This window comes from Acidiphilium cryptum JF-5 (genome assembly GCF_000016725.1).
GTDB classification, from domain to species: Bacteria; Pseudomonadota; Alphaproteobacteria; order Acetobacterales; family Acetobacteraceae; genus Acidiphilium; species Acidiphilium multivorum.
Genome location: NC_009484.1, coordinates 441,368 through 464,341, shown reverse-complemented (window position 1 = coordinate 464,341; position 22,974 = coordinate 441,368). Strand labels below are relative to the sequence as shown.

At 63.7% G+C, this 22,974-nt stretch carries 20 protein-coding genes and 1 pseudogene; 12 read left to right on the top strand and 9 right to left on the bottom strand.

Going from position 1 to position 22,974, the window contains the following annotated elements; genetic code table 11:
* Window position 1 precedes the first annotated feature (1 nt).
* Window positions 2–259: a DUF1150 family protein gene (locus ACRY_RS04495; protein WP_007422321.1), complete on the top strand. Its 258-nt coding sequence runs from the start codon at window positions 2–4 to the stop codon at window positions 257–259.
* Window positions 260–318: 59 nt separating this feature from the next.
* Here ACRY_RS04495 and msrA read toward each other — a convergent pair whose 3' ends face one another.
* The 6 genes from msrA to ACRY_RS04465 all read right to left on the bottom strand — a co-directional run bounded on the left by msrA (window position 319) and on the right by ACRY_RS04465 (window position 6,189).
* The gene (msrA, locus tag ACRY_RS04490; protein ID WP_011941506.1) at window positions 319–996 is read right to left on the bottom strand and encodes a peptide-methionine (S)-S-oxide reductase MsrA; all 678 of its coding nucleotides are present in this window, start codon (window positions 994–996) and stop codon (window positions 319–321) included.
* Between the two features lie 24 nt (window positions 997–1,020).
* On the bottom strand, window positions 1,021–2,502 hold the full coding sequence (purF, locus tag ACRY_RS04485; RefSeq protein WP_007422323.1) for an amidophosphoribosyltransferase: 1,482 nt from the start codon (window positions 2,500–2,502) through the stop codon (window positions 1,021–1,023).
* Between the two features lie 80 nt (window positions 2,503–2,582).
* Window positions 2,583–3,146: a CvpA family protein gene (locus ACRY_RS04480; protein ID WP_007422324.1), complete on the bottom strand. Its 564-nt coding sequence runs from the start codon at window positions 3,144–3,146 to the stop codon at window positions 2,583–2,585.
* Complete coding sequence (gene radA, locus ACRY_RS04475; protein ID WP_011941505.1) at window positions 3,146–4,546, bottom strand: DNA repair protein RadA; 1,401 nt, start codon at window positions 4,544–4,546, stop codon at window positions 3,146–3,148. Before radA ends, ACRY_RS04480 begins: the two co-directional genes overlap by 1 nt.
* 29 nt (window positions 4,547–4,575) lie before the next feature.
* Window positions 4,576–5,649 (bottom strand): hypothetical protein, encoded by a 1,074-nt coding sequence (locus tag ACRY_RS04470; protein WP_011941504.1) that lies wholly within the window; start codon window positions 5,647–5,649, stop codon window positions 4,576–4,578.
* 24 nt (window positions 5,650–5,673) lie between these two features.
* Window positions 5,674–6,189, bottom strand: a complete 516-nt coding sequence (locus tag ACRY_RS04465; RefSeq protein WP_011941503.1) for an adenine phosphoribosyltransferase — start codon at window positions 6,187–6,189, stop codon at window positions 5,674–5,676.
* Window positions 6,190–6,414: 225 nt separating this feature from the next.
* On the opposite strand from ACRY_RS04465, the gene ACRY_RS04460 reads away from it, so the two are divergent.
* The 10 genes from ACRY_RS04460 (at window position 6,415) to kch (ending at window position 15,593) form a co-directional block, all read left to right on the top strand.
* Window positions 6,415–7,020: a DsbA family protein gene (locus ACRY_RS04460; RefSeq protein ID WP_231295337.1), complete on the top strand. Its 606-nt coding sequence runs from the start codon at window positions 6,415–6,417 to the stop codon at window positions 7,018–7,020.
* Window positions 7,021–7,027: 7 nt separating this feature from the next.
* Window positions 7,028–10,525 carry a chromosome segregation protein SMC gene (smc, locus tag ACRY_RS04455; protein WP_011941501.1) on the top strand — a complete coding sequence of 1,166 codons (3,498 nt, stop codon included), beginning with the start codon at window positions 7,028–7,030 and terminating at the stop codon, window positions 10,523–10,525.
* An 84-nt stretch (window positions 10,526–10,609) separates the two neighbouring features.
* On the top strand, window positions 10,610–10,927 hold the full coding sequence (locus tag ACRY_RS04450) for an AtpZ/AtpI family protein (RefSeq protein ID WP_007422331.1): 318 nt from the start codon (window positions 10,610–10,612) through the stop codon (window positions 10,925–10,927).
* A 13-nt stretch (window positions 10,928–10,940) separates the two neighbouring features.
* Window positions 10,941–11,696 (top strand): F0F1 ATP synthase subunit A, encoded by a 756-nt coding sequence (locus tag ACRY_RS04445; protein ID WP_007422332.1) that lies wholly within the window; start codon window positions 10,941–10,943, stop codon window positions 11,694–11,696.
* A gap of 72 nt (window positions 11,697–11,768) precedes the next feature.
* Window positions 11,769–12,002 carry an ATP synthase subunit C gene (locus ACRY_RS04440; RefSeq protein WP_007422333.1) on the top strand — a complete coding sequence of 78 codons (234 nt, stop codon included), beginning with the start codon at window positions 11,769–11,771 and terminating at the stop codon, window positions 12,000–12,002.
* A gap of 25 nt (window positions 12,003–12,027) precedes the next feature.
* On the top strand, window positions 12,028–12,597 hold the full coding sequence (locus ACRY_RS04435) for an ATP synthase subunit b 2 (RefSeq protein ID WP_011941499.1): 570 nt from the start codon (window positions 12,028–12,030) through the stop codon (window positions 12,595–12,597).
* Window positions 12,598–12,603: 6 nt separating this feature from the next.
* The gene (locus tag ACRY_RS04430) at window positions 12,604–13,125 is read left to right on the top strand and encodes an ATP synthase subunit b 1 (protein WP_007422335.1); all 522 of its coding nucleotides are present in this window, start codon (window positions 12,604–12,606) and stop codon (window positions 13,123–13,125) included.
* Between the two features lie 129 nt (window positions 13,126–13,254).
* Window positions 13,255–14,019, top strand: coding sequence for a phosphoribosylaminoimidazolesuccinocarboxamide synthase (purC, locus tag ACRY_RS04425; RefSeq protein ID WP_007422336.1), 765 nt, complete (start codon window positions 13,255–13,257; stop codon window positions 14,017–14,019).
* Complete coding sequence (gene purS / locus ACRY_RS04420; protein ID WP_007422337.1) at window positions 14,016–14,255, top strand: phosphoribosylformylglycinamidine synthase subunit PurS; 240 nt, start codon at window positions 14,016–14,018, stop codon at window positions 14,253–14,255. Before purC ends, purS begins: the two co-directional genes overlap by 4 nt.
* A gap of 126 nt (window positions 14,256–14,381) precedes the next feature.
* A complete protein-coding gene (gene kch / locus ACRY_RS04415; RefSeq protein ID WP_231295336.1) occupies window positions 14,382–15,593 on the top strand; it encodes a voltage-gated potassium channel protein in 1,212 nt (403 codons plus the stop codon).
* A 203-nt stretch (window positions 15,594–15,796) separates the two neighbouring features.
* Here kch and ACRY_RS20150 read toward each other — a convergent pair.
* Window positions 15,797–16,657, bottom strand: a pseudogene (locus tag ACRY_RS20150) (transposase); the annotation flags it as partial.
* A 61-nt stretch (window positions 16,658–16,718) separates the two neighbouring features.
* A complete protein-coding gene (locus ACRY_RS04410) occupies window positions 16,719–19,439 on the bottom strand; it encodes a ribonuclease E/G (protein WP_011941495.1) in 2,721 nt (906 codons plus the stop codon).
* 558 nt (window positions 19,440–19,997) lie between these two features.
* Here ACRY_RS04410 and ACRY_RS04405 point away from each other — a divergent pair.
* Entirely contained in the window at window positions 19,998–21,413 is a 1,416-nt protein-coding gene (locus ACRY_RS04405; RefSeq protein WP_011941494.1) for a glycosyltransferase, read from the top strand.
* Window positions 21,414–21,537: 124 nt separating this feature from the next.
* Here the strand turns inward: ACRY_RS04405 and ACRY_RS18935 are convergent, their stop codons facing one another.
* Window positions 21,538–22,935: a glycosyltransferase family 2 protein gene (locus tag ACRY_RS18935; RefSeq protein ID WP_011941493.1), complete on the bottom strand. Its 1,398-nt coding sequence runs from the start codon at window positions 22,933–22,935 to the stop codon at window positions 21,538–21,540.
* Between the last annotated feature and the right edge of the window lie 39 nt (window positions 22,936–22,974).

Below are 22,974 nucleotides of genomic sequence, written 5' to 3'. Positions count from 1 at the left end.
CATGAACATCAAGACCCATGACGGTATCGCCGAAGACGCGCCGTTCCAGGCGTTTCTCGATCCGCATCAGATCACCGAGGCCCAGCTCGCCGAACTCGGACTCGAGGAAATTGCCTATGTCCGCCCGATCATGACACCGAACGGACCGGCCTTCGGCGTCTTCGCCGCCAACGGCGTGCCTATGGCCGTCGCAGCCGACAACAGCGTTGCCCGTGCCGCGATCGTCCAGCACGAACTCGCGCCAGTCTCGGTTCACTGAACCAAGCGCCGCAGCCTGCCGGCCTGAAATGATACCTCAGGTTTTCAATCGGCAGGTTTTCAATCGGCGGGCATGACACCAGCGGGACAGGTCACGCCTGTCCCGCCAAGCCCGCAATAACCGTCAGGGTTCTTGGCCAGATATTGCTGGTGATAGGCTTCGGCGAAAAAGAACGTCGGCGCGGGGAGGATTTCTGTCGTGATTCTGCCGAAACCGGCCTCGGACAGCACGTTCTGATACGCGTCGCGGGACAACTCGGCGAGGCGAAGCTGTTCGTCGGACAAGGCGTAGATCGCCGAGCGATACTGCGTGCCAATGTCACCACCCTGGCGCATGCCCTGCGTCGGGTCATGGTTTTCCCAGAACAGCTTCAACAGGTTCTGATATGAGATCGCCCGCGGATCGAACACGACCAGCACGACCTCGGCATGGCCCGTGCGACCGGAACACACCTCCTCATAGGTGGGGTTCGGCGTAAATCCGCCAGCATAGCCGACGGCCGTGACCAGCACGCCCGGCGCTTGCCAGAACTTGCGTTCCGCGCCCCAGAAACAGCCAAGACCGAAGATCGCGACTTCCGATCCTGGCGGATAGGGCTCTGCGAGCCGCGCGCCGCTGACGTAGTGGAATTCCGGAATCGGCATCGGCGTCGCCCGCCCCGGCAGCGCCTCACCGGCTGTCGGCATCCGTGTCTTCATCGCGCTCATAATCGCCCTGATCTGATCCACCAGCGTCATGCACCGTGCTCCGGCGCAACCTTGTCAGGCCAGTTCGGCCAGCAGCGAGAGTTGCGCGTCCCGCGGCTCGGCGTGGTCGGTCAACGGAATGGGATAATCACCGCTGAAGCAGGCATCGCAATAGGCCGGGTCAGCGGCGTCGCGCCCCTGGTGGCCAAGCGCGCGATACAGCCCGTCGATCGAGATGAACGCCAGGCTGTCCACGCCGATCAGCGCGGCCATCTCGGCTTCGCTGTTGCGGGCGGCAAGCAGCTTGCCGCGCTCGGGCGTGTCGATGCCATAGAAGCAGGAATGCGTTGTCGGGGGCGAGGAAATCCGCATATGCACTTCGCGTGCCCCTGCCGCGCGCACCATCTCGACGATCTTCTTCGACGTCGTGCCGCGCACGATCGAATCGTCCACCAGCACGACGCGCTTGCCCTCGAGCGCCGGCCGGTTCGCCGAATGCTTGAGCCGCACGCCGAGATGGCGGATCTGATCGGTCGGCTCGATGAAGGTCCGCCCGACATAATGGTTACGGATAATGCCCAGTTCGAAGGGAATGCCGCTCCGCTCGGCATAACCCATCGCCGCCGGCACGCCAGAATCCGGAACCGGGACGATCAGGTCGGCTTCCACCGGCGATTCCTGCGCCAGTTCGCTGCCTATGCGCTTGCGCGCGGCATAGACCGACATGCCGTCGACGATCGAATCAGGACGCGCGAAGTAGATATATTCGAACACGCAGAAGCGCGGCTTCTGCGGCACGAACGGCTTGAGGCTCCGCACCCCGCCGCGGTCGATCGCAACGATCTCGCCAGGCTCGATATCGCGCACGAACTCGGCGCCGACCATCTCCAGCGCGCAGCTTTCCGATGCCAGCACCCAGCCCGGCCCGCTTCCATCGGCACCGTGCGTGCGGCCGAGGATCAAAGGCCGGACCCCAAGCGGGTCCCTTACGCCAATCAGCATGTCATTGGTCAGGGCAACCAGCGAGTACGCACCCTGGACCTGCTTGAGCGCGTCGATCAGACGGTCGAGCACTGTCGCATAGAGGCTGATCGCGATCAGATGAACGAAAACCTCCGAGTCGGTGGTCGACTGGAACAGACAGCCCCGCCGCACCAGGGCGCGCTTCAGCGTATGGGCATTGGTCAGGTTGCCATTATGGCCGACAGCCAGACCACCGAACTCGAATTCGGCGAACAATGGCTGCACATTGCGCAGAAGCGTTGCGCCGGTCGTCGCATAGCGGTTGTGTCCGATCGCCCGTGTGCCAGGCAAACCTGCCATGACCTTGGCATCGCCGTAATTGTCACCGACCAGGCCAATCCCCTTGTGCGCGTGAAAACGCACCCCGTCATGGGTGACGATGCCTGTCGCCTCCTGGCCGCGATGCTGGAGCGCGTGCAGACCAAGGGCCGTGATCGCCGCCGCATCGGTGACGTTCCAGACGCCAACGACGCCACACTCCTCGTGCAGCTTGTCATCGTCGTCGCGAATGACTGGATTTTCGGATTGTGTCACGCCGCCTGATCCCCTTGCGACCGGAAACTGTCACATAATGCCTAGGTTCGGCCCTGTCGAGGATCGAACCATGCCCAACCTTACTGGCTGGGTCCTGTTCCGCCTGCGGCGGAACTGACCGGCGCAGCGGCCGGCGCCGCCGCAGGGCCGATCCTGTCGACGTGCGGCCGGTAGGCCGCCGGCAAGAACGCCACCAGGAAAGCCGATCCGTTCTCCGCGTAGGTGAGGAATTTCGCCCGCCGGATCGCCGACGGCCATTCGGATGGCTGGAGAAAGATCGAAAGGGCGATATAGGCGAGACAGACGATCACCGCCCCGCGCACGAGGCCGAACGCGAGCCCCAGCGTGCGATCGACGCCTGAAAGCACCGAATCCCGCACCATCGAACCAAGCCATGCGCTCAGGATCGACAGGACGATCAGAACAACGATGAACACGATCCCGATCGACACCGGCAGAACCAGTTTGGGATTTCCCACAATGCCGGTGATCTGGGGTTCGACCAGCGGGTAAGAGACGAAAGCAGCCAGGCCCGCGCCAATCCAGGCGCCGATGCCCAGCACCTCGCGCACAAAGCCACGGGCCAGCGCCAGTAGGCCGGACAAAAGAACGACACCGATCGCGATACCGTCAGCCCAGGTCATCACGCCTCCTCCCCATTGCCGGTCACTGCGCCCATGGCCGCGACAAGATCGCTCAGATGCCCGTATTCCGCGAGAACCATCCCCTCCGGCGCCGACAACCGCCTCGTCCCGCCGGCGACACGACGCGGTAGGGCCGCCCGGCCGAAGCCGAGCTTCGCCGCCTCCTTGAGCCGCAATTCCACCTGCGCCACCTGCCGCAATTCGCCCGACAATCCGATCTCGCCGAAAAACACCGTCTCCGGATCGGCGGGCACGCCGCTCGCGGCGGAGATCAGCGCGGCGGCCACGGCGAGGTCCGCGGCCGGTTCCGAGACGCGCAACCCGCCGGCGACATTGAGATAGACGTCATGCCCGCCCAGTTTCAGGCCGCAGCGCGCATCGAGCACCGCCAGCAGCATCGACAGCCGCCCTTGGTCCCAGCCGATCACCGAGCGCCGCGCCGAGCCCGCGCCATTGGCGGAGAGCAGCGCCTGCACCTCCATCAGCACCGGGCGCGATCCTTCAAGGCCGGCAAACACCGCGCTGCCGGTCACGTTGCCATGCCGCTCGGCAAGAAACAGGGCCGAAGGGTTCGCCACCTCGGCCAGCCCCCGTCCGGTCATCTCGAAGACGCCGATCTCGTCGGTCGCGCCGAACCGGTTTTTTGCACCGCGCAGGATCCGGAACTGGTGGCCGCGATCACCTTCGAAGTGCAGCACCACATCCACCATGTGCTCCAGCACGCGCGGTCCGGCGAGCGCGCCCTCCTTGGTCACATGGCCAACGAGCATCAGCGCGAATCCCTGCGTCTTCGCGGCCTGGATCAGGGCGAAGGCATTGGCGCGCACCTGGCTGACCGTACCGGGCGCAGACTCGACTGTCTCGTCCCAGATCGTCTGGATACTGTCGATCACGACCAGCGCCGCGTCACGTTCGGCGCGCAATGACCCCAGAATATCGGCCAGCACCGTTGCCGAAGCCAGATTGACCGGCGCCGTCTTGAGATCGAGCCGTTCGGCGCGAAGCCTGATCTGCGCGACCGACTCCTCGCCCGACACATACAGCACCCGCCGCCCGGAAGCGGCAAGCCGGGCCGCCGCCTGCAACAGGAGCGTCGATTTCCCGATTCCCGGATCGCCGCCGACAAGAATGGCAGAGGCCGGCACCATGCCACCGCCGAGCACACGATCGAACTCCTCGATTCCGAGCGGAATCCGCGGCGGCGGCGGCGTCTCCCCGGCCAGACCGACGAAGTCGATCCCCCGCCCGGCCTGAACCGCCGCCTTGCGTCCGGTGCCGGTGGGCACGACCGCCTGCGGCTCGAGCGTGTTCCATGCGCCGCAGGCCTCGCACCTTCCGGCCCATTTCGGCGCCACGGCACCGCACTCATTGCAGACAAAACGGGTGGCACTCTTCGCCATTCAGGCTGCCGCCCCGGACGGACCGCGCATCAGCTGGGCCGCCAGCCGAACCGCGTGAACAGGAATTGGCGCAGCGCCAGCAGCGCTTCGGGCGACGCGGCGATCGGCGCCAGCGCGACCGCCGCACCGTTAACGGTCAGGCTGATTGCGCTCGCCGTCGCCGCCGATTGCAAGGCGGATCCCTGAATCGCCCCAAGTGCAGCCTGCCGCCAGAGCGCGACCGACGCCGCCGGCGTCAGATGCGGCAAAACCATGATGAAATCGAGGCGGCTCGCCGCCGCGACGCCCTGGAACGCCCGCTCGAGCGGTGGCGACAGCGCCTTCGCGTGCCGTATCCCGGCAAGCTCAGCAACTGTCGGCACGTTCGCGAAACGCGGATCCCGTACTGTTCGTCCCGCCTGGTCAACGGTACCGAGTGAACAGATCGCCGCGCCACCTTCGGCCTGGAGGGATGCGAGATCGGCAGGAATATCCTCACCAGTCAGCATCACCGCGTCGACTTCGCCAAGCCCGAACGCGCGCGCCACGGCCGTCGTGCCGCGCAGTCCGAAAATCGGCGAAATCGGCACCCCCAAACGCTCGAACGCCAGAATGGCGGCCAGGTCCGGACTTTCCGGCGCGGCGGCGGCGAGGCGGACCGGCGCCGCTTGCGCCAGTCGGCCAGCCCCGCCGCGCAACACGATCACGCCGGAACTGAGTCCGGCGAGGATCGGAATCCACTCACCCGGCCGGAAATGCACGCGCGGATCGCCGGTCAGGAAAGCAATCGACGACTCGCCCGGCAACAGCGCGGCCGTATGACCGTCGGATACCATCAATGTCTGCAGGCGATTTGCGCCGGTCACCCCATCTTGCCCGCCGACGGTCTCGATGCGGAGCGGCGTTCTGGGTGAGAGGATTTTCTCCAGGCCAAGCGCAATCGCGCGCCCCCAGCGATCGGCCTGCCCGCCAGGCAGGCCACCGACAACAATCCGGTAGGACCCGCCAAATGTATCGGCAAAGATCGCGTTGGCAGGCGTAGGGAGATCGCTGGCGCGCGCAAAAGGCAGGGCAGAGCCGGCGATGATCGTTCCAAGCGCACCGAGCGCGGCACGGCGCTTCACGGTTCGAGGCCTCGCGGCCCGAACCTATTGATCGTAGCTGACAAGGGCTTCGAACGGCACATCGAGACGATCCCTGCCTTTCAGGAACGCCAGCTCGATCAACGCGGCGGCGGCCGGAACCTCTGCGCCCACCTTCCGCAGCAGCTTGATACCGGCGGCCATCGTCCCTCCGGTGGCAAGCAGGTCATCGACGACGACAACCCGCTGACCCGGCTGGACCGCATCGGCCTGGATCTCGATCCGGTCCTGCCCATACTCAAGATCGTAGTCGTAGCCGACAGTCGCGCCGGGCAACTTGCCGCGCTTGCGCAGCATGATGAAGCCGCAACCGAGCTTGAGGGCGAGCGGTGCGGCAAGGATGAAGCCGCGGCTCTCGACGCCTGCAAGCAGGTCCGGGTGATGCGCGCGCACCACCTTGGCAAGCCGTCCCATCGCCACCTGCCACGCATCCGCGTGGCGGATCAGGGTCGAGATATCGTAGAAGAGGATCCCCGGTTTCGGGAAATCGGGGATGCCGCGGATATGATCCTTGAGATTCATGGCGCCGGTATAGCCGAGGTATCGTCCGTGGCAACCCGATCCGGTGGCGCACGCTTCAAAACCTGCGCCACGCTGAATTGAAGCGGCGCCGCTCTCGTCACTCCTGGGGCGATCGGCTATGCATCGGACCAGCACAGGCGCCGTTTCCGCTCGACGTGGCGGAACGCTTCCGCTACACAACATATAGAGGTAGATATCGTCATGGACCGTCGTTCGCTACTAGGAATGGTAGGTGGGCTTGCGACCGCAGGCTCTCTGGGGATCGCCTTTCCGGCGGCCGCCGCGGAAACGAAAACCGATTCCCCCTATTCGATCCGCAGCCTCGGCAATCCGAATGCCCCCGTAACCGTCTATGAATATTTTTCCCTCAACTGTCCGCATTGCGCCGAATTCGCCACGCACGCGCTGCCCAAGGTCATCGAAAGCTACGTCAAGCCAGGCAAGGTCTATTACGTCTTCAAGGACTTCCCGCTGAACGAGGACGCACTCTGGGCCGCGCAGATCGCCCGCGCGCTGCCGGCGAAGGCATATTATCCGTTCATCTCGGAACTCTTCCGCACGCAGGATGAATGGGCCTACGCGCCGGGGCTGAAAACGCCCAAGGATTACCAGAACGCCCTGTTCCGCTACGCCGCCCTCGCCGGCATGGACCGCACGACGTTCGACGCCGCCATAGCCAACAAGAAGCTGCGCGCCTTCGTCCTCAACGAACTGAACGACGCCGAGAAGACCTACAAGGTCAATTCGACCCCGACCTTCATCATCAATGGCCGCAAGCGGGAGGGAGCGGTTTCGTTCGACACCTTCTCCTCCTGGCTGAAGGCCGCGTAGGTCCGGCTTGCCCGCGCGTTTCGCCCGCCTGCGGATCAGCGGGTTCAAGAGTTTCGCCGATCCGACCACGATCGACATCCTGCCAGGGCTGACCGGCATCATTGGGCCGAACGGCTGCGGCAAGTCGAACGTGGTCGACGCGCTGCGCTGGGCGATGGGCGAAGCCAGCGCCAAGTCCCTGCGCGGCGGCGAGATGGAGGACGTCATTTTCGCCGGCACGATGGCGCGTGCTGCGCGAAATCTTGCCGAAGTGTCGATCACCCTGACCGACACCGCGGGCCTCGCCCCGGTTCCGTTCCAGAACGAGCCGGAACTCCAGGTCTCGCGCAAGATCGAGCGCGGCAGCGGCAGTTCGTACCGGATCAACGGGCGCGAAGTGCGCGCGCGCGATGTCGCGACCCTGTTCGCCGACCTCGCCTCCGGTGCCCGCAATTCTGCGATGATCAGCCAGGGCCGGGTTTCCGCCCTGGTGAACGCCCGCCCGGACGAGCGGCGCGCCCTGCTGGAGGAAGCCGCCGGCATCACCGGCCTGCACGCCCGCCGGCACGAGGCCGAACTCAAGCTGCGGGCGGCCGAGCAGAACCTTCTCCGGGCCGACGACCTGCGCGCCCAGCAGGAGGCGCGCCTCGCCGAGTTGCGCAAGCAGGCCCGCCAGGCCAATCGCTACCGGAACATCTCGGGGTTGATCCGCGACGCCGAGGCTGAATATCTCGCCATCGAACGCGAGCTCGCCGAACGCCGGCGCCGGGCGGCGCGCGCGCAGTTCGCGGAGGCCGAAGCAGCGGTTGGCCACGCCGAAAAGCTTCGCGACGACGTGCTGGGCCGCGAAACCTCGCAGAACGATGCGCTGCCGGCCTTGCGCGCGCGCGAAGCGGACACGCGCACACGCCTCGAGCGCGCACGGATCCTCGCCGAGCAGATCGATGCCGAGATCGCGCGCCTCGAAGCGGCCCGGCGCGAAGCCGAAGCGCGGGTGGCCACCCTGCGAAAGGACCATGCCGGCGCCGAACGGATCGCGCGCGACGCCGAAGCCGCCGCGATCCGGCTGGAGGCCGAGCGGTCGCAACTCGCCGCCGATCACGAACTGGCTCCCGCCCGAATCGAGCAGGCGCGGCGCGAGGCCGAGGCCGCGTCGGCCGCACTCGCCCAGTGCGAAGCCGCAACCCAACAGGCGACGGAAGCCGCCGCCCGCGCCCAGGCCCAGCGTCAGGCCATGGAAACCCGGCTGACCCAGGCCCGCGGCACCGCCGGCCAGGCGGATCGCCGGGCCCGCGAAGCCGAAGCCGCGCACGCCACAGCACAGGCCGCCCTCGTTTCTCCCGAACGTCTCGCCGCGGCGGAAGCCACCCGCGAGGCAGCCGAACGGGCAGTGGCTGCAGCTGAAACCACCTATGCCGAGGCCCAGAACAGGGTGCAGGGGGCGGAAACGCGGCGCACGGAAGCCCATGCTGCCGCGATCCGCGCCCGCTCTGCCGCAACCGAGGCGGATGCCGCGGCGGCGCGGCTCAAGGCCGAAACCGATGCGCTGAAAGCCCTGCTCGCCCAGAAATTCGGCCGCGACCCCGACCCGGTGCTGGACCGCATCAAGGTTCCCGCAGGGCTGGAAACGGCACTGGGCGCCGCGCTGGGCGCCGAGCTCTCGGCGGGCGAGCAGGCCAGCGCCGCCCGGCACTGGCGCTCCTTGCCGGCCATCGCGTCCGATGCCGCGCTGCCCCGGATCGGCGAAACGATCACCGCGCCGGATGCCCTCCGACGCGCCCTCGATCACATTCTCCTGCTGCCGGATGGCGAAGACGGCGAAGCCTTGCAGGCGACGCTGCGCCCGGGCCAGATTCTCGTTTCGATCGAGGGCGGGGTCTGGCGTTGGGACGGGTTCGTGGTCCGCCCTGGTGCGCCGACCGAGGCGGCAGTCCGCCTCGCCCAGCGCAACCGGCTGGATCAGCTTGACGTCGAGTTCGCCCGTGCGCGGCAGAGCGCCGAGGCCACCCGCGCCGCGCTGCAGGAAGCCGAAGCCGCCGAGCGCGACGCACGGCATGCCGAGGATGAGGCGCGCACAGCCCGCCGCGCCGCCGAATCGGCCATCGACCGGACCCGCAAGGATCTGCGAACGACGGCGGAGACGGCGAGCCGGCTGGCGGCCGAAGCCGAACGGCTAGCCGCCCGCGAGGCCGCGGCGGCCGAAACACGCGCCCGAATCGAGGCCGAGGCCGGAGAAGCACGCGCCGCGCTCGCCGCCATCGAAGCCGAATTCGCGACACTGGACGACGCCCAGGCCTTTCGCGACGCGCTCGATCGCGCGCGCTCCGCCCTGTCCGAGAGTCGCCGGCGCGACAGCGAGGCAACCCAGGCCCTTCAACGCCTGCAGACGGAAGCCGACGCCCGCGCCCGCCGTCTGGACACGATCATCCGCGAACAGTCGGACTGGGCCGAACGTGCGCGCGACGCCAATGACCGCCGCACCGACCTCGGCGCCCGCTTGCACGAGGCCGAAGCCAGCCTGGAAACCCTCGGCGCCGATGGCGGCGCGCGGGAACGGCGGGCCGAGGCGGGCGCCGAACTGGAAGCGGCAGAGTCCGACCACCACGCCGCCGCGCGGGATCTGGCCAGCGCCGAAGAGGCCGCACGGCGGAATTCCGCCGCCGCGCGCGCCGCGGAGCAGGATCTCGCCCGCGCCCGCGAAGCCCGCATCGGCGCTGAATCCGCCGTGCGCGAAGCCGACCACGCCTGGGGCACCGTCGCCGAAAAGATGCTGGAGCGCCTGGGGGTCGATCCCGCTCTGCCCGCAGTCGCCGATCCGTCGCCCGACGCCGCCGAAAAGGCGCGGAAGCGGTTCGAGCGCCTCACCCGCGAACGCGACGAGATGGGTCCCGTCAACCTGCGCGCCGATATCGAGGTCGGCGAGATCGAGACCCGTCTTGCCGCGATCGACCGCGACCGCGAGGAGATCACCAGCGCAATCGCAAAGCTGCGTGGCTCCATCGGCCATCTGAACCGGGAGGGCCGCGAGCGCCTTTCGGCCGTCTTCACCGAGATCGACCGCCATTTCCAGGCGCTGTTCACCCGGATGTTCGGCGGCGGGCGCGCCCATCTTGCCCTCACCGGCTCCGACGACCCGCTCGAAGCCGGGCTTGAGATCTTCGCCGAACCGCCGGGCAAGAAACTCGCAACACTGTCCCTTCTCTCCGGCGGCGAGCAGGCCCTCACCGCGCTGTCACTGATTTTCGCGGTCTTCCGCTGCAACCCCGCGCCGCTCTCCGTCCTCGACGAGGTCGACGCCCCGCTCGACGATGCGAACGTCGAACGCTTCTGCCGCCTGCTGGAGGACATCTCCCAGGATACCGGCACCCGGTTCATCGTCGTCACCCATCACCACCACACGATGGCGCGAATGGACCGGCTCTACGGCGTCACGATGCAGGAGCGGGGCATTTCCCGTGTCCTGTCGGTGGATCTCGGTACCGCGGCGGCGATGGTCGAACCCGCCGGGGCGATCGCCGCGGAATAGATTTCACGCTCGCGATATGTTGACTTGGAACGGCAGCGTCGGTAGCAACCGCTGCCGCCTGTCGGCGGGCGTAAGGGTGTGAAAATGGGTGACGAACCGGCTCAGGGGCCAGATGATCGGAGCGATTTCGATCAGCGCCTTGCCGCTGCGCGCAGCCGCGCCGGGCTCGACAAGCCCGCCGGAAAGAGCGCGGAGCAGGACAAGGGGCCCAATCCGTTCAGCGTCGCAACGCGGCTGGGCGCCGAAATGGTGGCGTCTCTGGTCGTGGCTGTCGCGATCGGCTATGGACTGGATCGTCTTTTTCATTCAGCACCCTGGTTCATGATCGGCTTCGTGCCCATCGGCGCGGCTGCGGGGCTTCGAAACGTGTTCCGGGCCATGGGACCGGGCGACAAGGACTGACCGGAGGATACGGATGGCGCAAGAATCGGGGATCAACGCTCTCGGGCAGTTCCAGCTGACCACCGGATTCGGTGCGTTCGGCAAGGCGATCGAATTCACGAATTCGAACGAGATGATGCTGCTCGCCGCCGTGATCGTCACCTCGCTTTTCGTTGTCGCGCTGCGCCAGCGCGCTCTGGTTCCCGGCCGCATGCAGGGCCTCGCCGAGATCAGCTATGAATTCGTCCACAACATGGTGCTCGACACGATCGGCGAGGAAGGCAAGCGCTTCTTCCCCTTCGTCTTCACCCTGTTCGCCTTCATCCTGATCGGCAACATCCTTGGCCTGTTCCCGTATTTCTTCGCCTTCACCAGCCACATCGCGATCACCGGCGCCCTGGCGCTTTTCGTCTTCGCCCTCTCGACGCTGGTAGGTTTCTGGTATCACGGCATCGGCTTCCTGAAGTTCTTTTCCCCCCCGGGCGTGCCGGGCTGGCTGCTTCCGCTGCTGATTCCGATCGAGATCGTTTCCTTCCTCTCGCGCCCGATCTCGCTTTCGGTTCGACTGTTCGCGAACATCACGGCCGGCCATGTGATGTGGGAGGTGTTCGCGGGCTTCATGCTGATGCTGGTCTCCGGTCTCGGCGCAGTCGGCGTGGTGGCGGCGATCATACCGCTCGGCCTGAACATCGCGCTCACGGCGCTCGAATTCCTGGTCGCGTTCCTGCAGGCCTACGTGTTCGCGATCCTGACCTGCCTTTACCTGCACGATGCGATCCACATGCACTGATCGCCTCGCGCTCTCTTCAACCCGCCGGCCCGACCGGCCTCGCTACCGCTTGAACTGAAAGGAATCCAAGTTATGGCCATTGACACCCTCCTCCTCGCTCGCGACGTCGGTGCGGGTCTTGCGACCATCGGCGTTGCCGGCGCGGGCGTCGGTATCGGCAACCTGTTCGGCGCCTTCGTCGGTGCGGTCGGCCGTAACCCGGCGGCGCGCGACAAGATGTTCCGCGACGTTCTGCTCGGCTTCGCGCTGACCGAGGCGGTTGCGCTCTACGCGCTGGTCATCGCGCTCATCATCCTGTTCGCCTGATCCAACGGCGGGGAAACTTCACGCGATGCGTCGAACCACCATACTGCTCGCCGCCACCGCCCTGGGCCTGACGCCGGCAATCGCCATGGCCGAAGGCAAGATGCCGCAGATGGATTTCTCCAATCCGCTGACCGGTGCGCAGGTCGTGTGGATGGCGGTCATCATGGTCGTGCTCTATTTCGTGCTGGCGCGATGGGCCCTGCCCCGCATCGGCGGCGTGATCGAGAACCGCCACAACCGCATCGCCACCGACCTCGAAACCGCACGCCGCGCCAAGGCGGAAGCCGAACACGCGGTCCGGGAACTCAATCTTGCCATCCAGAACGCGCGGGAGTCGAGCCAGGGCGCAATTGCCGAAGCGGTCAACGCCGCCAAGGAACGTGCCCGCGCGCAAACGGCAGCGCTCAACGACCGTCTCAGCGCTCAAATCGCTTCTGCCGAGGCCGAGATCGACTCCGCGCGCCGGACAGCCGTGGGCGCGCTGGCTCCGATCGCCCGCGATGTGGCGTCGAGCTTGTTGCAACGCCTGATCGGCGAGGCCGTCGAGCCGGGCCGCATCGAGCAGGCGGTATCGGCACTTTCAACCCAAGGGTGAGAGATCATGGAATACGAAGCCCTCACCGGTACGCTTTGGGACAAGGGGACTTTCTGGGTCACCGTCGCGGTCCTGATCTTTCTGGCCTTCTTTGGAAGAAAGATCGTCGGCGCCATCACCACCATGCTCGACCAGCGCAGCGCCGCCATCCAGCACGAACTTGACGAGGCGTCGCGCTTGCGCGCCGAGGCTGAGGCCATGCTCAAGGATGCCGAATCCCGGCGCGAGGCCGCGCTGGCACAGGCCAAGGACATGCTGGCCATGGCTGGCCGTGAGGCCGAACGGCTTGCCGCCGACCTGCTCGCCGAAGCCGAGGCATCCGCCCGCCGGCGCGAGCAGATGGCCCGTGAGCGCATTTCGGCGGCCGAGGCCGCTGCGATCGCTGAAGTGCGGGATGCCGCGGCCGCGCTCGCCGCACGCGCCGCCGAGCAGATCCTGAAAGAGACAATCGACGAGGCCCATGATCGGGGCCTGATTGATCAGGCCATCGGCGGATTGCCCGCTGCGCTCAGACAGAAGGCTGCCTGATACCGGCTGGCGCTGCCACCACGGGGCAGCGTCTGCCTCCGGGCATGGCGCAAACCGCTGCCGGTTGATATACCCGGTCGCGTGCGGCCTCACCGTTTCCCATCAGCCGCCGAGATACGAGGTTCACCCATGGCGCGTCGCCGGCAACTTTATGAAGGCAAGGCAAAAATCCTGTTCGAAGGGCCGGAACCCGGCACCCTCGTGCAGTATTTCAAGGACGACGCCACCGCGTTCAACGCCCAGAAGAAGGGCGTGATCACGGGGAAGGGCGTGTTGAACAACCGCATCAGCGAGTTCCTGATGCAGCGCCTCGGCGAAATCGGCATCCCGACCCATTTCGTCCGCCGCCTCAACATGCGCGAACAACTCGTGCGCGAGGTCGAGATCATTCCGATCGAGGTCGTCATTCGCAACGTTGCCGCGGGCAGCATGAGCACGCGCCTCGGCATCCCTGAGGGTACGCGGCTCCCCCGATCGATCATCGAATATTATTACAAGAACGACGCCCTGAACGATCCGATGGTGTCCGAGGACCACATCACCGCGTTCGGCTGGGCCAGCACCCAGGATATGGATGACATTGTCCATCTGAGCCTGCGCATCAACGACTTTCTCACTGGCCTGTTCCTCGGCGTCGGCATCGTGCTGGTGGACTTCAAGATCGAGTTCGGCCGGCTGTGGGAGAACGACGATATGCGCATCGTCCTCGCCGACGAAATCAGCCCGGACAATTGCCGTCTCTGGGATGCCAAGACCAACGAGAAGATGGACAAGGACCGCTTCCGCCGCGATCTCGGCCGGGTTGAGGAAGCATATCAGGAAGTCGCCAAGCGTCTCGGAATCCTGCCCGAGGCCGGGACACGCGATATGAAGGGCCCGGAGACGATGCAATGAAGGTTCTGGTCGCCGTGAAGCTGAAGGCCGGCGTGCTCGATCCGCAGGGCAAGGCCATCGGCCACGCGCTCGAAGGGCTTGGATACAATGACGTGAACGACGTCAGGGTCGGCAAGCTGATCGAACTCGATCTCGCCGAGACCGACCGTGAAAAGGCCCGCGACGCAGCCGACTCCATGGCTCGCCGCCTGCTTGCCAATACCGTGATCGAGAGTTTCGAAATCACCATTCCCTGACCGGCGGGCGTTGCACCGCTGCCGGTCTGCGCCCATCTGCCTTCCGGATGTCTGGTGTGATGAAATGCGGCAGGGGCCGAGGTCGCCGTGCGTAGGGCATTATCGCTCGTTGCCCGGCAGACGCGGTTGCTCAGCAACCGCTGGTACCGCCGTTTGCGGATGGACCTCTGGTTCCCTCACGTGCCTCTGGCGCTCGCCGTCGGTGTCGCCGGGGCCCTCGCGATTTTGCCCACGATCCAGAAGTTCGCGGCACAATATCTCCACCTCGATCTGGCGAACCTGGTCAGTGCCATCCACCCGATTTCGGGAAACATTCCCGGCCTGATTCTCAACGGTGTGCCGAACGTGGTCGTCGGCGCCCTACAGATCTTGATCGCCTTGGGATTGCTCGGGCGGTCGAGAATCGCCTGGCTATCGGCCATCGGCATCGCGCTGGCCCAACTTCTGCTGACCGTGCATCTGGGAGCTGCAACGCGGCTCGATGGCGAGACGATCTATATCCTCGTCCTCCTGGCGTCGCTCCTGCTGGCGCGCAATCACTTCTCGCGCTCGTCACTCGCCGCCGGAACGCTATTCGCGGTGGCGTCCGTGCTCGTGCTGATGGTCTATGGCGTATTGGGCTCCTTGCTTCTTGGAGCGGGATTCAGCCCGCCGATCACGAATCTGCCCGCGGCAGTTTATTTTGTTATCGTTACAATGTCGACCGTCGGATACGGCGATATTCTGCCCAAAAGCGAGGATGCAAGGCTCTTCGTCGTCTCGCTGATCGTCCTTGGGCTGACGGTATTTGCGACGGCGCTCACTGCGGTGATCGGCCCGGTTCTCCAGAATCGCATCAACCGGACGATCGGTCCACGGAGACAGAAGATGAAACGCGTGAACCACTTCATCATTTCGGGGCATGGCGTCCTTGCCAGGAACACGGCGCGCGAACTCCACCATCGCGGCGAGGCGGTGGTCTTCATCACCGAAACCGAGGATGCTGGCTTCAGCGATGCCGAGACCGTCATCGGCGACCCGACGGATCTCGATACGCTGCGCAAGGCCGGAGGCGAGCATGCGCGGGCGATTCTCGCTCTTTCGGATGATGACTCTGAAAACGCATTCGTGATTCTCGCTGTCCGCGAACTGGGCACCGATGCCAAAAAGGTTGCTGCGGTCAGCACGCGCAAGAACCTGGAACGGGTGCGTCGGGTTCATCCAGACATGATCCTCGCCGCCCCGGTCTTTGGCGGCGAGGTTCTGGCCATGGCTCTCACCGAACAGAAGATCGACGGGGACTGGCTGCTGAGCCGGTTCCTCGACGTCCGCCCTCACGACGCGGACGGCACCTCCTAATGCGCCGGGCCGGACATCCGCCCCGCGCGGCCTGAAGCCGTTCCAGCATTACGGTTGCATTTTGGATTTTTGATAAGTCCGTTCGGGCGCGGCTTGGTGGGTCGGTCGCAAGCACGACCAAGCGATGACGTCGGCGGGTTCGACCCGTCTCTGAGCGCGCTTGTTGGCGATGCGGCGGACTCCCTGAACAGACCAGCGGATCCGCTTCTGCGGGTCGTCATACTCGGCTTTTTGGGGGGCGTCGTATCGTCGGCGCGATATCGGACCACGGCCATCACGGCGAAGCGGGCATCACGAGCGAGACGTGGCGATGCCACTCGTGCCAGGACCGGGTCTCGTTGTGGTCAAGGCAGAATTCGTTCTTCGCGGTCTAGAAGTTGTTTTGATCGCCCAGGGATGGCCTTCGAGACAACCGGGCACCTGTATACTCGCGCCGACCGAGCACCAGATCGGCAAGAATGCAAGATCGCCGTCGCTGATGTTGCGACGCATCAGGAGGCCTCGGGCCCAAAGATCCGTCTTTGTCTCATCATGATCTTCAGCATCGGGATTTGCGTGTCCGCACCAGGCCCGATCGTGAAGCCGGGCGCCATTCGTGCCCTCGATGTCGCCCACGCAGCAGACGGCATCGGCGGCTACCCGTGAATGGAACATCTGTTGCCAGCGAACGCTGGATCATGTCGATCGCCAAGGCGGGCTTCGTGAGGAAAGCGACAGTGTCAGGAACGCAGGTTGCGGCAAGCCCTGCAGGATCGCCGCTCCAACGCTTCGGCAGATAGAGAGCCCGATCGATAAAGGCATGGCATGAGCCGACACATAGGCGGCGAGCATGCCGACCCGGCCGTTGGCAATCTTGCCCGCCGAGCCGGCATATTGTCGCGCGACACCACGTGATGTCTTGCCCATCTTCAGGACGCCGGTCACATCGACAACCGGCACGCCTTCAGGTGTCGCAAAGTTCTCCAGACATAGTCGCGCACGATGTCGGGAAACGCCTCCGCATCCCATCTTCCGCAGCCCAAATTGGCCTGCCGGCGCCAGAGACCGGGATCTCCCGCAGCCTCCTGGCCATGCCTGTCGAATCAGAGTTCCCCCTCAACATGCAACCGGAATATCAGGGTCAAGTCAGGCTGGGCGCTTCCACCAGCCGCGCTTGCGCGCGGCGGTCGGCGTTTCGCTGGCACCAATCAGAACGGGTTGCACCGCCGCCCCTGGTGCTGCCTGCCCTTCATTGGCAACAGGCGCTTCGGCGCCAGCGACATTCCCGGCAGACGCCGAGCCATCCTGCGGCGCGGCGCTCACCTCGGCGACTGCTTCGGTGGTTGCAGGCGCGTCAGCCACCGCAGTCTCCGCTTCCATGGGCCTTGCCTTCGGCCGACGGGTCCGGCGGGGCTTGGGCGCGAGGGCTTCCGCCTGTTCGGCAGCCTCAAAAATATCCGCGATATCGGTGAAGACCGGTTGCTGAACCTCAGGCTCGGCGGCCTGCGACGCAGCGGCGCGCCGCCGCCGGGTCGTCGGGCTACGCGGGCCGGTGGGCGCTCGACGCTTCGGCTTTGTCTCTGCCTCCGCTTCCGGCGCCGGCACTTCGCCGGCAAGGGACGGAGCGGCCTCCGTGGCGGCCGGTGACGTCTCCACGACCTTGGGTTCCTTTGCGGGCTCAGGAACGGCCGGCGCAGTCTCGGCGACGGCCGGCTCCATCGTGACTTCCGGTGCCGGCGCTTCAGCCGCATCGGCACGGGCGGCGGTCGGCAACACGTCGTTCATGCGCGACTCGAACTCGGCCGGTATTCCGGCGATCTCCGGCTGCTCGCCAGTGGGCGCGGACACCAGGTCCTCCCGACGGCCGCCACGGCGGCGGCGGCGGCGGCGGCGGCGGCGTTCGACCTCATCGGCCGCCTTTCCTGCGTTGCCGGCGGCGTCCTCCGTCGCGACCTCGTCACCTTGCTGCTCTGCCTCGACCTCCTCCGTCTCGGCCGGCGCACGGAATGTCGGCGCCGGCGTTTCCTGCGGCCGCGCCGCATGCGCCTTCACCTTCTCGATCTTGAAGGTGGCCGGAACGGTGCCATCCGCGACGAAGACGACCTTCATGCCGAACCGCGCCTCGGTGGCGGCAATCTGCGCACGCTTGTGATTGAAGATATAGAGCGCGACATCCGGAGTCAGGTGCACCAGCAACTCGGCGGCCTGGCGCGCCGCCTCGTCCTCGATCGCGCGCAACACCGCGAGTGCGGTGCTCGCCGTGCTCCGCACATGCCCCACGCCCTGGCAATGCGGGCAGGCGATCAGCATGGTCTCGGCCAGCGACGGCCGCAGCCTCTGGCGGCTCATTTCCAGCAGGCCGAAATGGCTGATACTGCCCACCTGAATGCGCGCGCGGTCGTTTTTCAGCGCATCCTTCAGCCGCCGCTCGACCATCGCGTTGTGCTTGCGGGTCTCCATGTCGATGAAATCGACCACGATCAGCCCCGCGAGGTCGCGCAGGCGCAACTGCCGCGCCACTTCCTCCGCCGCCTCCAGATTGGTCCGCAGCGCGGTATCCTCGATATTCCGCTCCCGCGTTGCCCGGCCCGAGTTCACGTCGATCGCAACCAGCGCCTCGGTCTGGTTGATCACCAGATACCCGCCGGACTTCAGTTGCACCGTCGGCTGGAACATCTGGTCGAGCATCTGCTCGACATTGTGCTTGGCGAACAGCGGCTGCCGCTCGGTCCATTGCTGGACCTTCTTCACATGCGTCGGCATCAGCATCCGCATGAAGTCGCGCGCCGAGCGGAATCCGTCCTCGCCCTCGATCAGCACCTGGTCCACGTCGCGGGTATAGACGTCGCGGATGGTCCGCTTGATCAGCGAGGCCTCCTCATACACCAACGCCGGCGCGATCGAGGCCAGGGTACGCTCGCGGATATCGTCCCACAACCGCAGCAGATATTCGCAGTCGCGCTTGATTTCCGGCTTCGGCCGGTTCGCGCCGGCGGTGCGGACGATCATGCCCATGCCCTGCGGAATCTCGAGCTCGGCGATCGCCTCCTTCAGCCGGCGACGATCAGCCAGCGAGGTGATCTTGCGCGACACGCCCCCGCCATTCGGCGAATTCGGCATCAGCACCGAAAAGCGGCCGGCAAGCGAAATATAGGTGGTCAGCGCCGCGCCTTTCGAGCCGCGCTCCTCCTTCACCACCTGCACCAGCATGATCTGCCGGCGATGGATCACTTCCTGAATCTTGTACGAGCGCAGGGCGCGCAGCCGGCGGCGCTCCTGCGCCTCCTCCGCGCCGTCGACGCCGTCATCCCCGCCGACCTGCTCGGGCGGGGTCGCCGTCGCCTCTGCGCCCTCCCCCGCCCGGTCCTCGCCCGCGCCGGCGCCACTGGCTTCAGGTCCGGAGTCCGCCTCGGCCTCACCGACCTCAGCCGGCGCGGCGGCGGCCTCGGCGTCAACCTGGCCCTCGGCATCCGGCGGCGCGTCGCCGATCGCGATTTCCGTCACCCGCGGCGGCCGCGGCGCCGCGAGCGCCGCCTCCTGCTCGTCCTCGGCATCCTCGGCCTCGACGCGGCGCCTCGCCTCCTCCGCCTCGAGTTCCAGCAGCTTCTGCCGGTCGGCGACAGGGATCTGATAATAGTCGGGATGAATCTCGGCGAAGGCGAGAAACCCGTGCCGGTTGCCGCCGTATTCGACGAAGGCGGCCTGTAGGCTGGGCTCTACCCGGATAACTTTCGCGAGGTAGATGTTGCCCTTGATCTGCTTCCTGTCGGCAGCCTCGATATCGAAATCATCGAGGCGGTTGTTGTCCAACACCACAACGCGGGTTTCTTCCGCGTGGCTGGCGTCGATGAGCATGGTCTTGGTCATGGGGGGAATAACTCCTGCGCGCCAGCGGCGGGACCATCGGGTCCCCTGCCTGCGGGCGCGGATGTTGGCGTGTGGTCGTTCTGATCATCGTCAAAGGCCGGTGCGCTGGTCGCGGGACACGCCGGATGGAAAGGCGCTGCTGTGAAGATATGCGACGGAAAGCGCGGTCATCGGTCCTTGTCTCGTAGGCCGGCTGCGGCATCTCCGCACCCCGGCCGAGGCGTTTCGGCACCTCGCGGCCCGTCAAACCAGACCCTTCGGCGCCCATCTATCAGTGGATAGGGGCCACACGGATTTTTGCTCCGCGGATCAACCCATTGATTCTTTCTCCATGACGCAAACCCGCCCCGATGGCAAGGGTTGCCTCACGAGGCGGCGGGAACGGTCGCCACCGCCCCGCATTGGTCGCTGCCATTGATGATCAAGCCTTGGGCCGCCATCGCCTGCGATGGCGGCCACCGCATCGTTCGATCTTCCGGCAGACGCGGAACTGGGATAAGATTACCTGATAGACGGTTAACAATCTGCCACGAATGCATTTCAGACGGGATTATTAAAATGAAAAATTTGATTTTCGTTACCGGCCTCGCCGCCGATTTCGGAGGAAAGCCATTCAATTTCGCGCATTACATGGCAATTCACTCCGCCATGGCGGTCAATCCCGGTTTCAATACATTGGTATATTACCAATACGAGCCGACGGGACCTTATTGGGATCTGATCAAACCCTTCGTGACAACCGTGGAGACGACCGCTCCCAGCGAGATATTCGGCAATCCCGTGACCCACTTCGCCCACAAGGCGGACGTCATCAGGTTGCAGGCGCTGATCGAGCATGGCGGCGTCTATCTCGATATGGACACGATCTGCCAACGCTCGTTCGAACCCATTCTCTGCGGCAAGACGGTCCTCGGCATTGAATCGGCTCAGCCTGGTATCGCCCAGTGGGACAGTAACGCGGCAATCGGTCTCTGCAATGCGACAATGATCGCGCCGCCCGGCGCAGAATTCCTGAAAATCTGGCTCGATCAATACCGGAGTTTCGACGGTACTAAATGGAATGAACATTCCGTCATCCTGCCCGTGCGTCTGGCACGGCAATACCCGGATCTTGTGCGGGTCGAGCCACCGGAGTCCTTTTTCTGGCCCATTTATCATGAAGAAGGGCTCAAATCCCTGTTCGTGGATGACGGTGCCTTTCCGCACGCCTACTCGATCCATTTGTGGGAGTCCTTGTCGTGGCGATATCTGTCGCAACTTGATTATGATCAGGTCACGAGGATCGATACCGCCTATAACCGTATCGCCCGCCGCTTCATTCACGACGACGCCGAACACCTCCAGGCCATCGCGGCCGCCGAACGGACGGCCCGCCTGCGGCAGTCTCGGGCGACATTCGAGTCCATCTACGCCAACAACGTCTGGGGCGGCGGAAGCGGCAGCGGTTCGAAGCCGGAAACGACGGAGGACTATAGACGCTTCCTGCAGTCATTCCTCCGCGACAACGCCATCCGCTCCGTCATTGATTTCGGCTGCGGCGACTGGGGTTTTACCCATCTGATCGACTGGTCAGGAATTGAATATCATGGCTATGATCTGGTCACTTCGGTAATCGATGCCAATAACCAGCGCTACAGCACACCCGATATTCATTTCAGTTTATTCGAGGACGTCTCGAAACTGCCGCAAGTCGATCTGGTGATCTGCAAGGATGTGTTCCAGCATCTGTCGAATGACAAGGTCGCCTACTTCCTTGATCATCTCCGCAGCAAGGCAAGACTGCTGCTGGTGACCAATGACCTTGAGCCGGCGCGGGACCTCAATCAGGACATTGACGATGGCGGATGGCGCGCCCTGCGGCCCGATCAGGCGCCGTTCAACGTGCCATCCGTCATCGTCCTCTCCTGGGAGATTGGCGCGGGACAAGGGGCGCATCGCAAAGCCACATTCCTGATTTCGGGCAGCACGACCTGACGTACGCGGGACCGGGCCATCCCCCGGTTTCCCGGCCTGCCCAGGGAAATGTCCGCCTTCCGCGCGGCAGCGCTCGCCATCCAAACGCGGAAGACGGGTCGATGATCAGGCTGTCGCGCCGGACTTAACCGAACTGGGCGAGCACATCGCCATAAACCTCCACCTGATCGAGGTGCAGATAGTTTCTCTCCAGCAGGCGCACCCGCACGAACCGGCCGGGGATGGGAATGGAGGGCGCGAAGACGAGCGGATTTCCGTCCACACCGCCAAACGGTTCATCGCTTTCGCGGCGGAATACCTCGATGAAATGCTCGGGATCAAAACCGATATCGATGGCGATCCGGTTCGCCCGTTCCGCGACCGCCGGCTGATCCATCCGGTTGAACAGCCTCACCTCGCGGATGCCGTGCACCACGCCGAGATCGACCCGCCACCAGGGCGCATCTTCAAGATCGGTGTGAAATTTGGCCCGGCCATCAATCACGCCATTCAGTGCACCGGACGCATCCTGCTCCAGATCCCTGACGCAAGACCATTCAGATGTGGTACTTTGAATAGCTCGACAATGATTACTTATCAATGAGCCAGACTCATAATTCCTCAAATCAATTTCGGTTTTATTACAAACTCTAAAGTAAAATGATTTCCAATAATATCTAAATCGATAATCATCAACGGCGTTCATATGGGCCAACATTGCATCAGCTCGGCCATCGTAATATGCCTTTTCATGGTCGGCCTGTTGAGCGAATACATCTGAAACACTTCTACGTGCACGAAGCAAAAAGTCTTCTTTTGATTTAAATGCAAAATGGCACAAAACGGCATTTTTTATAATATTATCAAAATATTTATTATCACTTATATTAATTTTTGTTTGTTCTATATCAGAATAATAACTTCTAGCATCTTCACCCAGAGCATTCACAATATCAAAATCTTTGAAATTTTTTACACCATTCCAATAATGCCAAAAATCAGTCATAGCCCCCTTCTCGATGTATTTATTTTTAATTTTTTCAGATCGAGTAATATGTTTTGTCATGAAATTTGAAAAACCAGATTCTCTCCTATAATAATTTTCTAATACCAACCCTGGGGGACGCGTTTGATTTCCATTATTCCCAAAAAAAAGCCAATTGAAATAGATAACATCTACAATTCTATCACATTTTACGTTAATGTCATTGATAAATTCAGAAATATTCCTTCCATTAGATAACCACAAGAACTCGTCAATATCAAAAAAGCTTACATATTCTGTTTCATTTATATGATTTATTATAAAATGTAAATACATATCAAATTGTTGGCCAATTTTTTTGTGATGATAAAAAGTAACGAAAGGATTTTGTCCTATCAAAAAAGGGCTTAATTTTTCAAGTAATGTGTATGGACAATCATCATTACAGTATAAATATATGTGATCAAAGTCCAGGTTTTTGTAATATAAAACCCACTCTTGTATATAATTTTCTTCCCAACGGGCGCAAGCAACAATTGAAAATCTGTACTTTGACATGATCGATCAATATTTTATGAAAATGAAAACTGGCAGGAA

What these genes read in the sequence shown, in the direction of transcription:
- ACRY_RS04495 (WP_007422321.1), top strand. Translation starts at nt 2, where the DNA reads ATGAACATCAAGACCCATGACGGTATCGCCGAAGACGCGCCGTTCCAG.
- msrA (WP_011941506.1), bottom strand. Translation starts at nt 996, where the DNA reads ATGACGCTGGTGGATCAGATCAGGGCGATTATGAGCGCGATGAAGACA.
- ACRY_RS04480 (WP_007422324.1), bottom strand. Translation starts at nt 3,146, where the DNA reads ATGACCTGGGCTGACGGTATCGCGATCGGTGTCGTTCTTTTGTCCGGC.
- radA (WP_011941505.1), bottom strand. Translation starts at nt 4,546, where the DNA reads ATGGCGAAGAGTGCCACCCGTTTTGTCTGCAATGAGTGCGGTGCCGTG.
- ACRY_RS04465 (WP_011941503.1), bottom strand. Translation starts at nt 6,189, where the DNA reads ATGAATCTCAAGGATCATATCCGCGGCATCCCCGATTTCCCGAAACCG.
- ACRY_RS04460 (WP_231295337.1), top strand. Translation starts at nt 6,415, where the DNA reads ATGGTAGGTGGGCTTGCGACCGCAGGCTCTCTGGGGATCGCCTTTCCG.
- ACRY_RS04450 (WP_007422331.1), top strand. Translation starts at nt 10,610, where the DNA reads ATGGGTGACGAACCGGCTCAGGGGCCAGATGATCGGAGCGATTTCGAT.
- ACRY_RS04445 (WP_007422332.1), top strand. Translation starts at nt 10,941, where the DNA reads ATGGCGCAAGAATCGGGGATCAACGCTCTCGGGCAGTTCCAGCTGACC.
- ACRY_RS04440 (WP_007422333.1), top strand. Translation starts at nt 11,769, where the DNA reads ATGGCCATTGACACCCTCCTCCTCGCTCGCGACGTCGGTGCGGGTCTT.
- ACRY_RS04435 (WP_011941499.1), top strand. Translation starts at nt 12,028, where the DNA reads ATGCGTCGAACCACCATACTGCTCGCCGCCACCGCCCTGGGCCTGACG.
- ACRY_RS04430 (WP_007422335.1), top strand. Translation starts at nt 12,604, where the DNA reads ATGGAATACGAAGCCCTCACCGGTACGCTTTGGGACAAGGGGACTTTC.
- purC (WP_007422336.1), top strand. Translation starts at nt 13,255, where the DNA reads ATGGCGCGTCGCCGGCAACTTTATGAAGGCAAGGCAAAAATCCTGTTC.
- purS (WP_007422337.1), top strand. Translation starts at nt 14,016, where the DNA reads ATGAAGGTTCTGGTCGCCGTGAAGCTGAAGGCCGGCGTGCTCGATCCG.
- ACRY_RS04410 (WP_011941495.1), bottom strand. Translation starts at nt 19,439, where the DNA reads ATGACCAAGACCATGCTCATCGACGCCAGCCACGCGGAAGAAACCCGC.
- ACRY_RS04405 (WP_011941494.1), top strand. Translation starts at nt 19,998, where the DNA reads ATGAAAAATTTGATTTTCGTTACCGGCCTCGCCGCCGATTTCGGAGGA.
- ACRY_RS18935 (WP_011941493.1), bottom strand. Translation starts at nt 22,935, where the DNA reads ATGTCAAAGTACAGATTTTCAATTGTTGCTTGCGCCCGTTGGGAAGAA.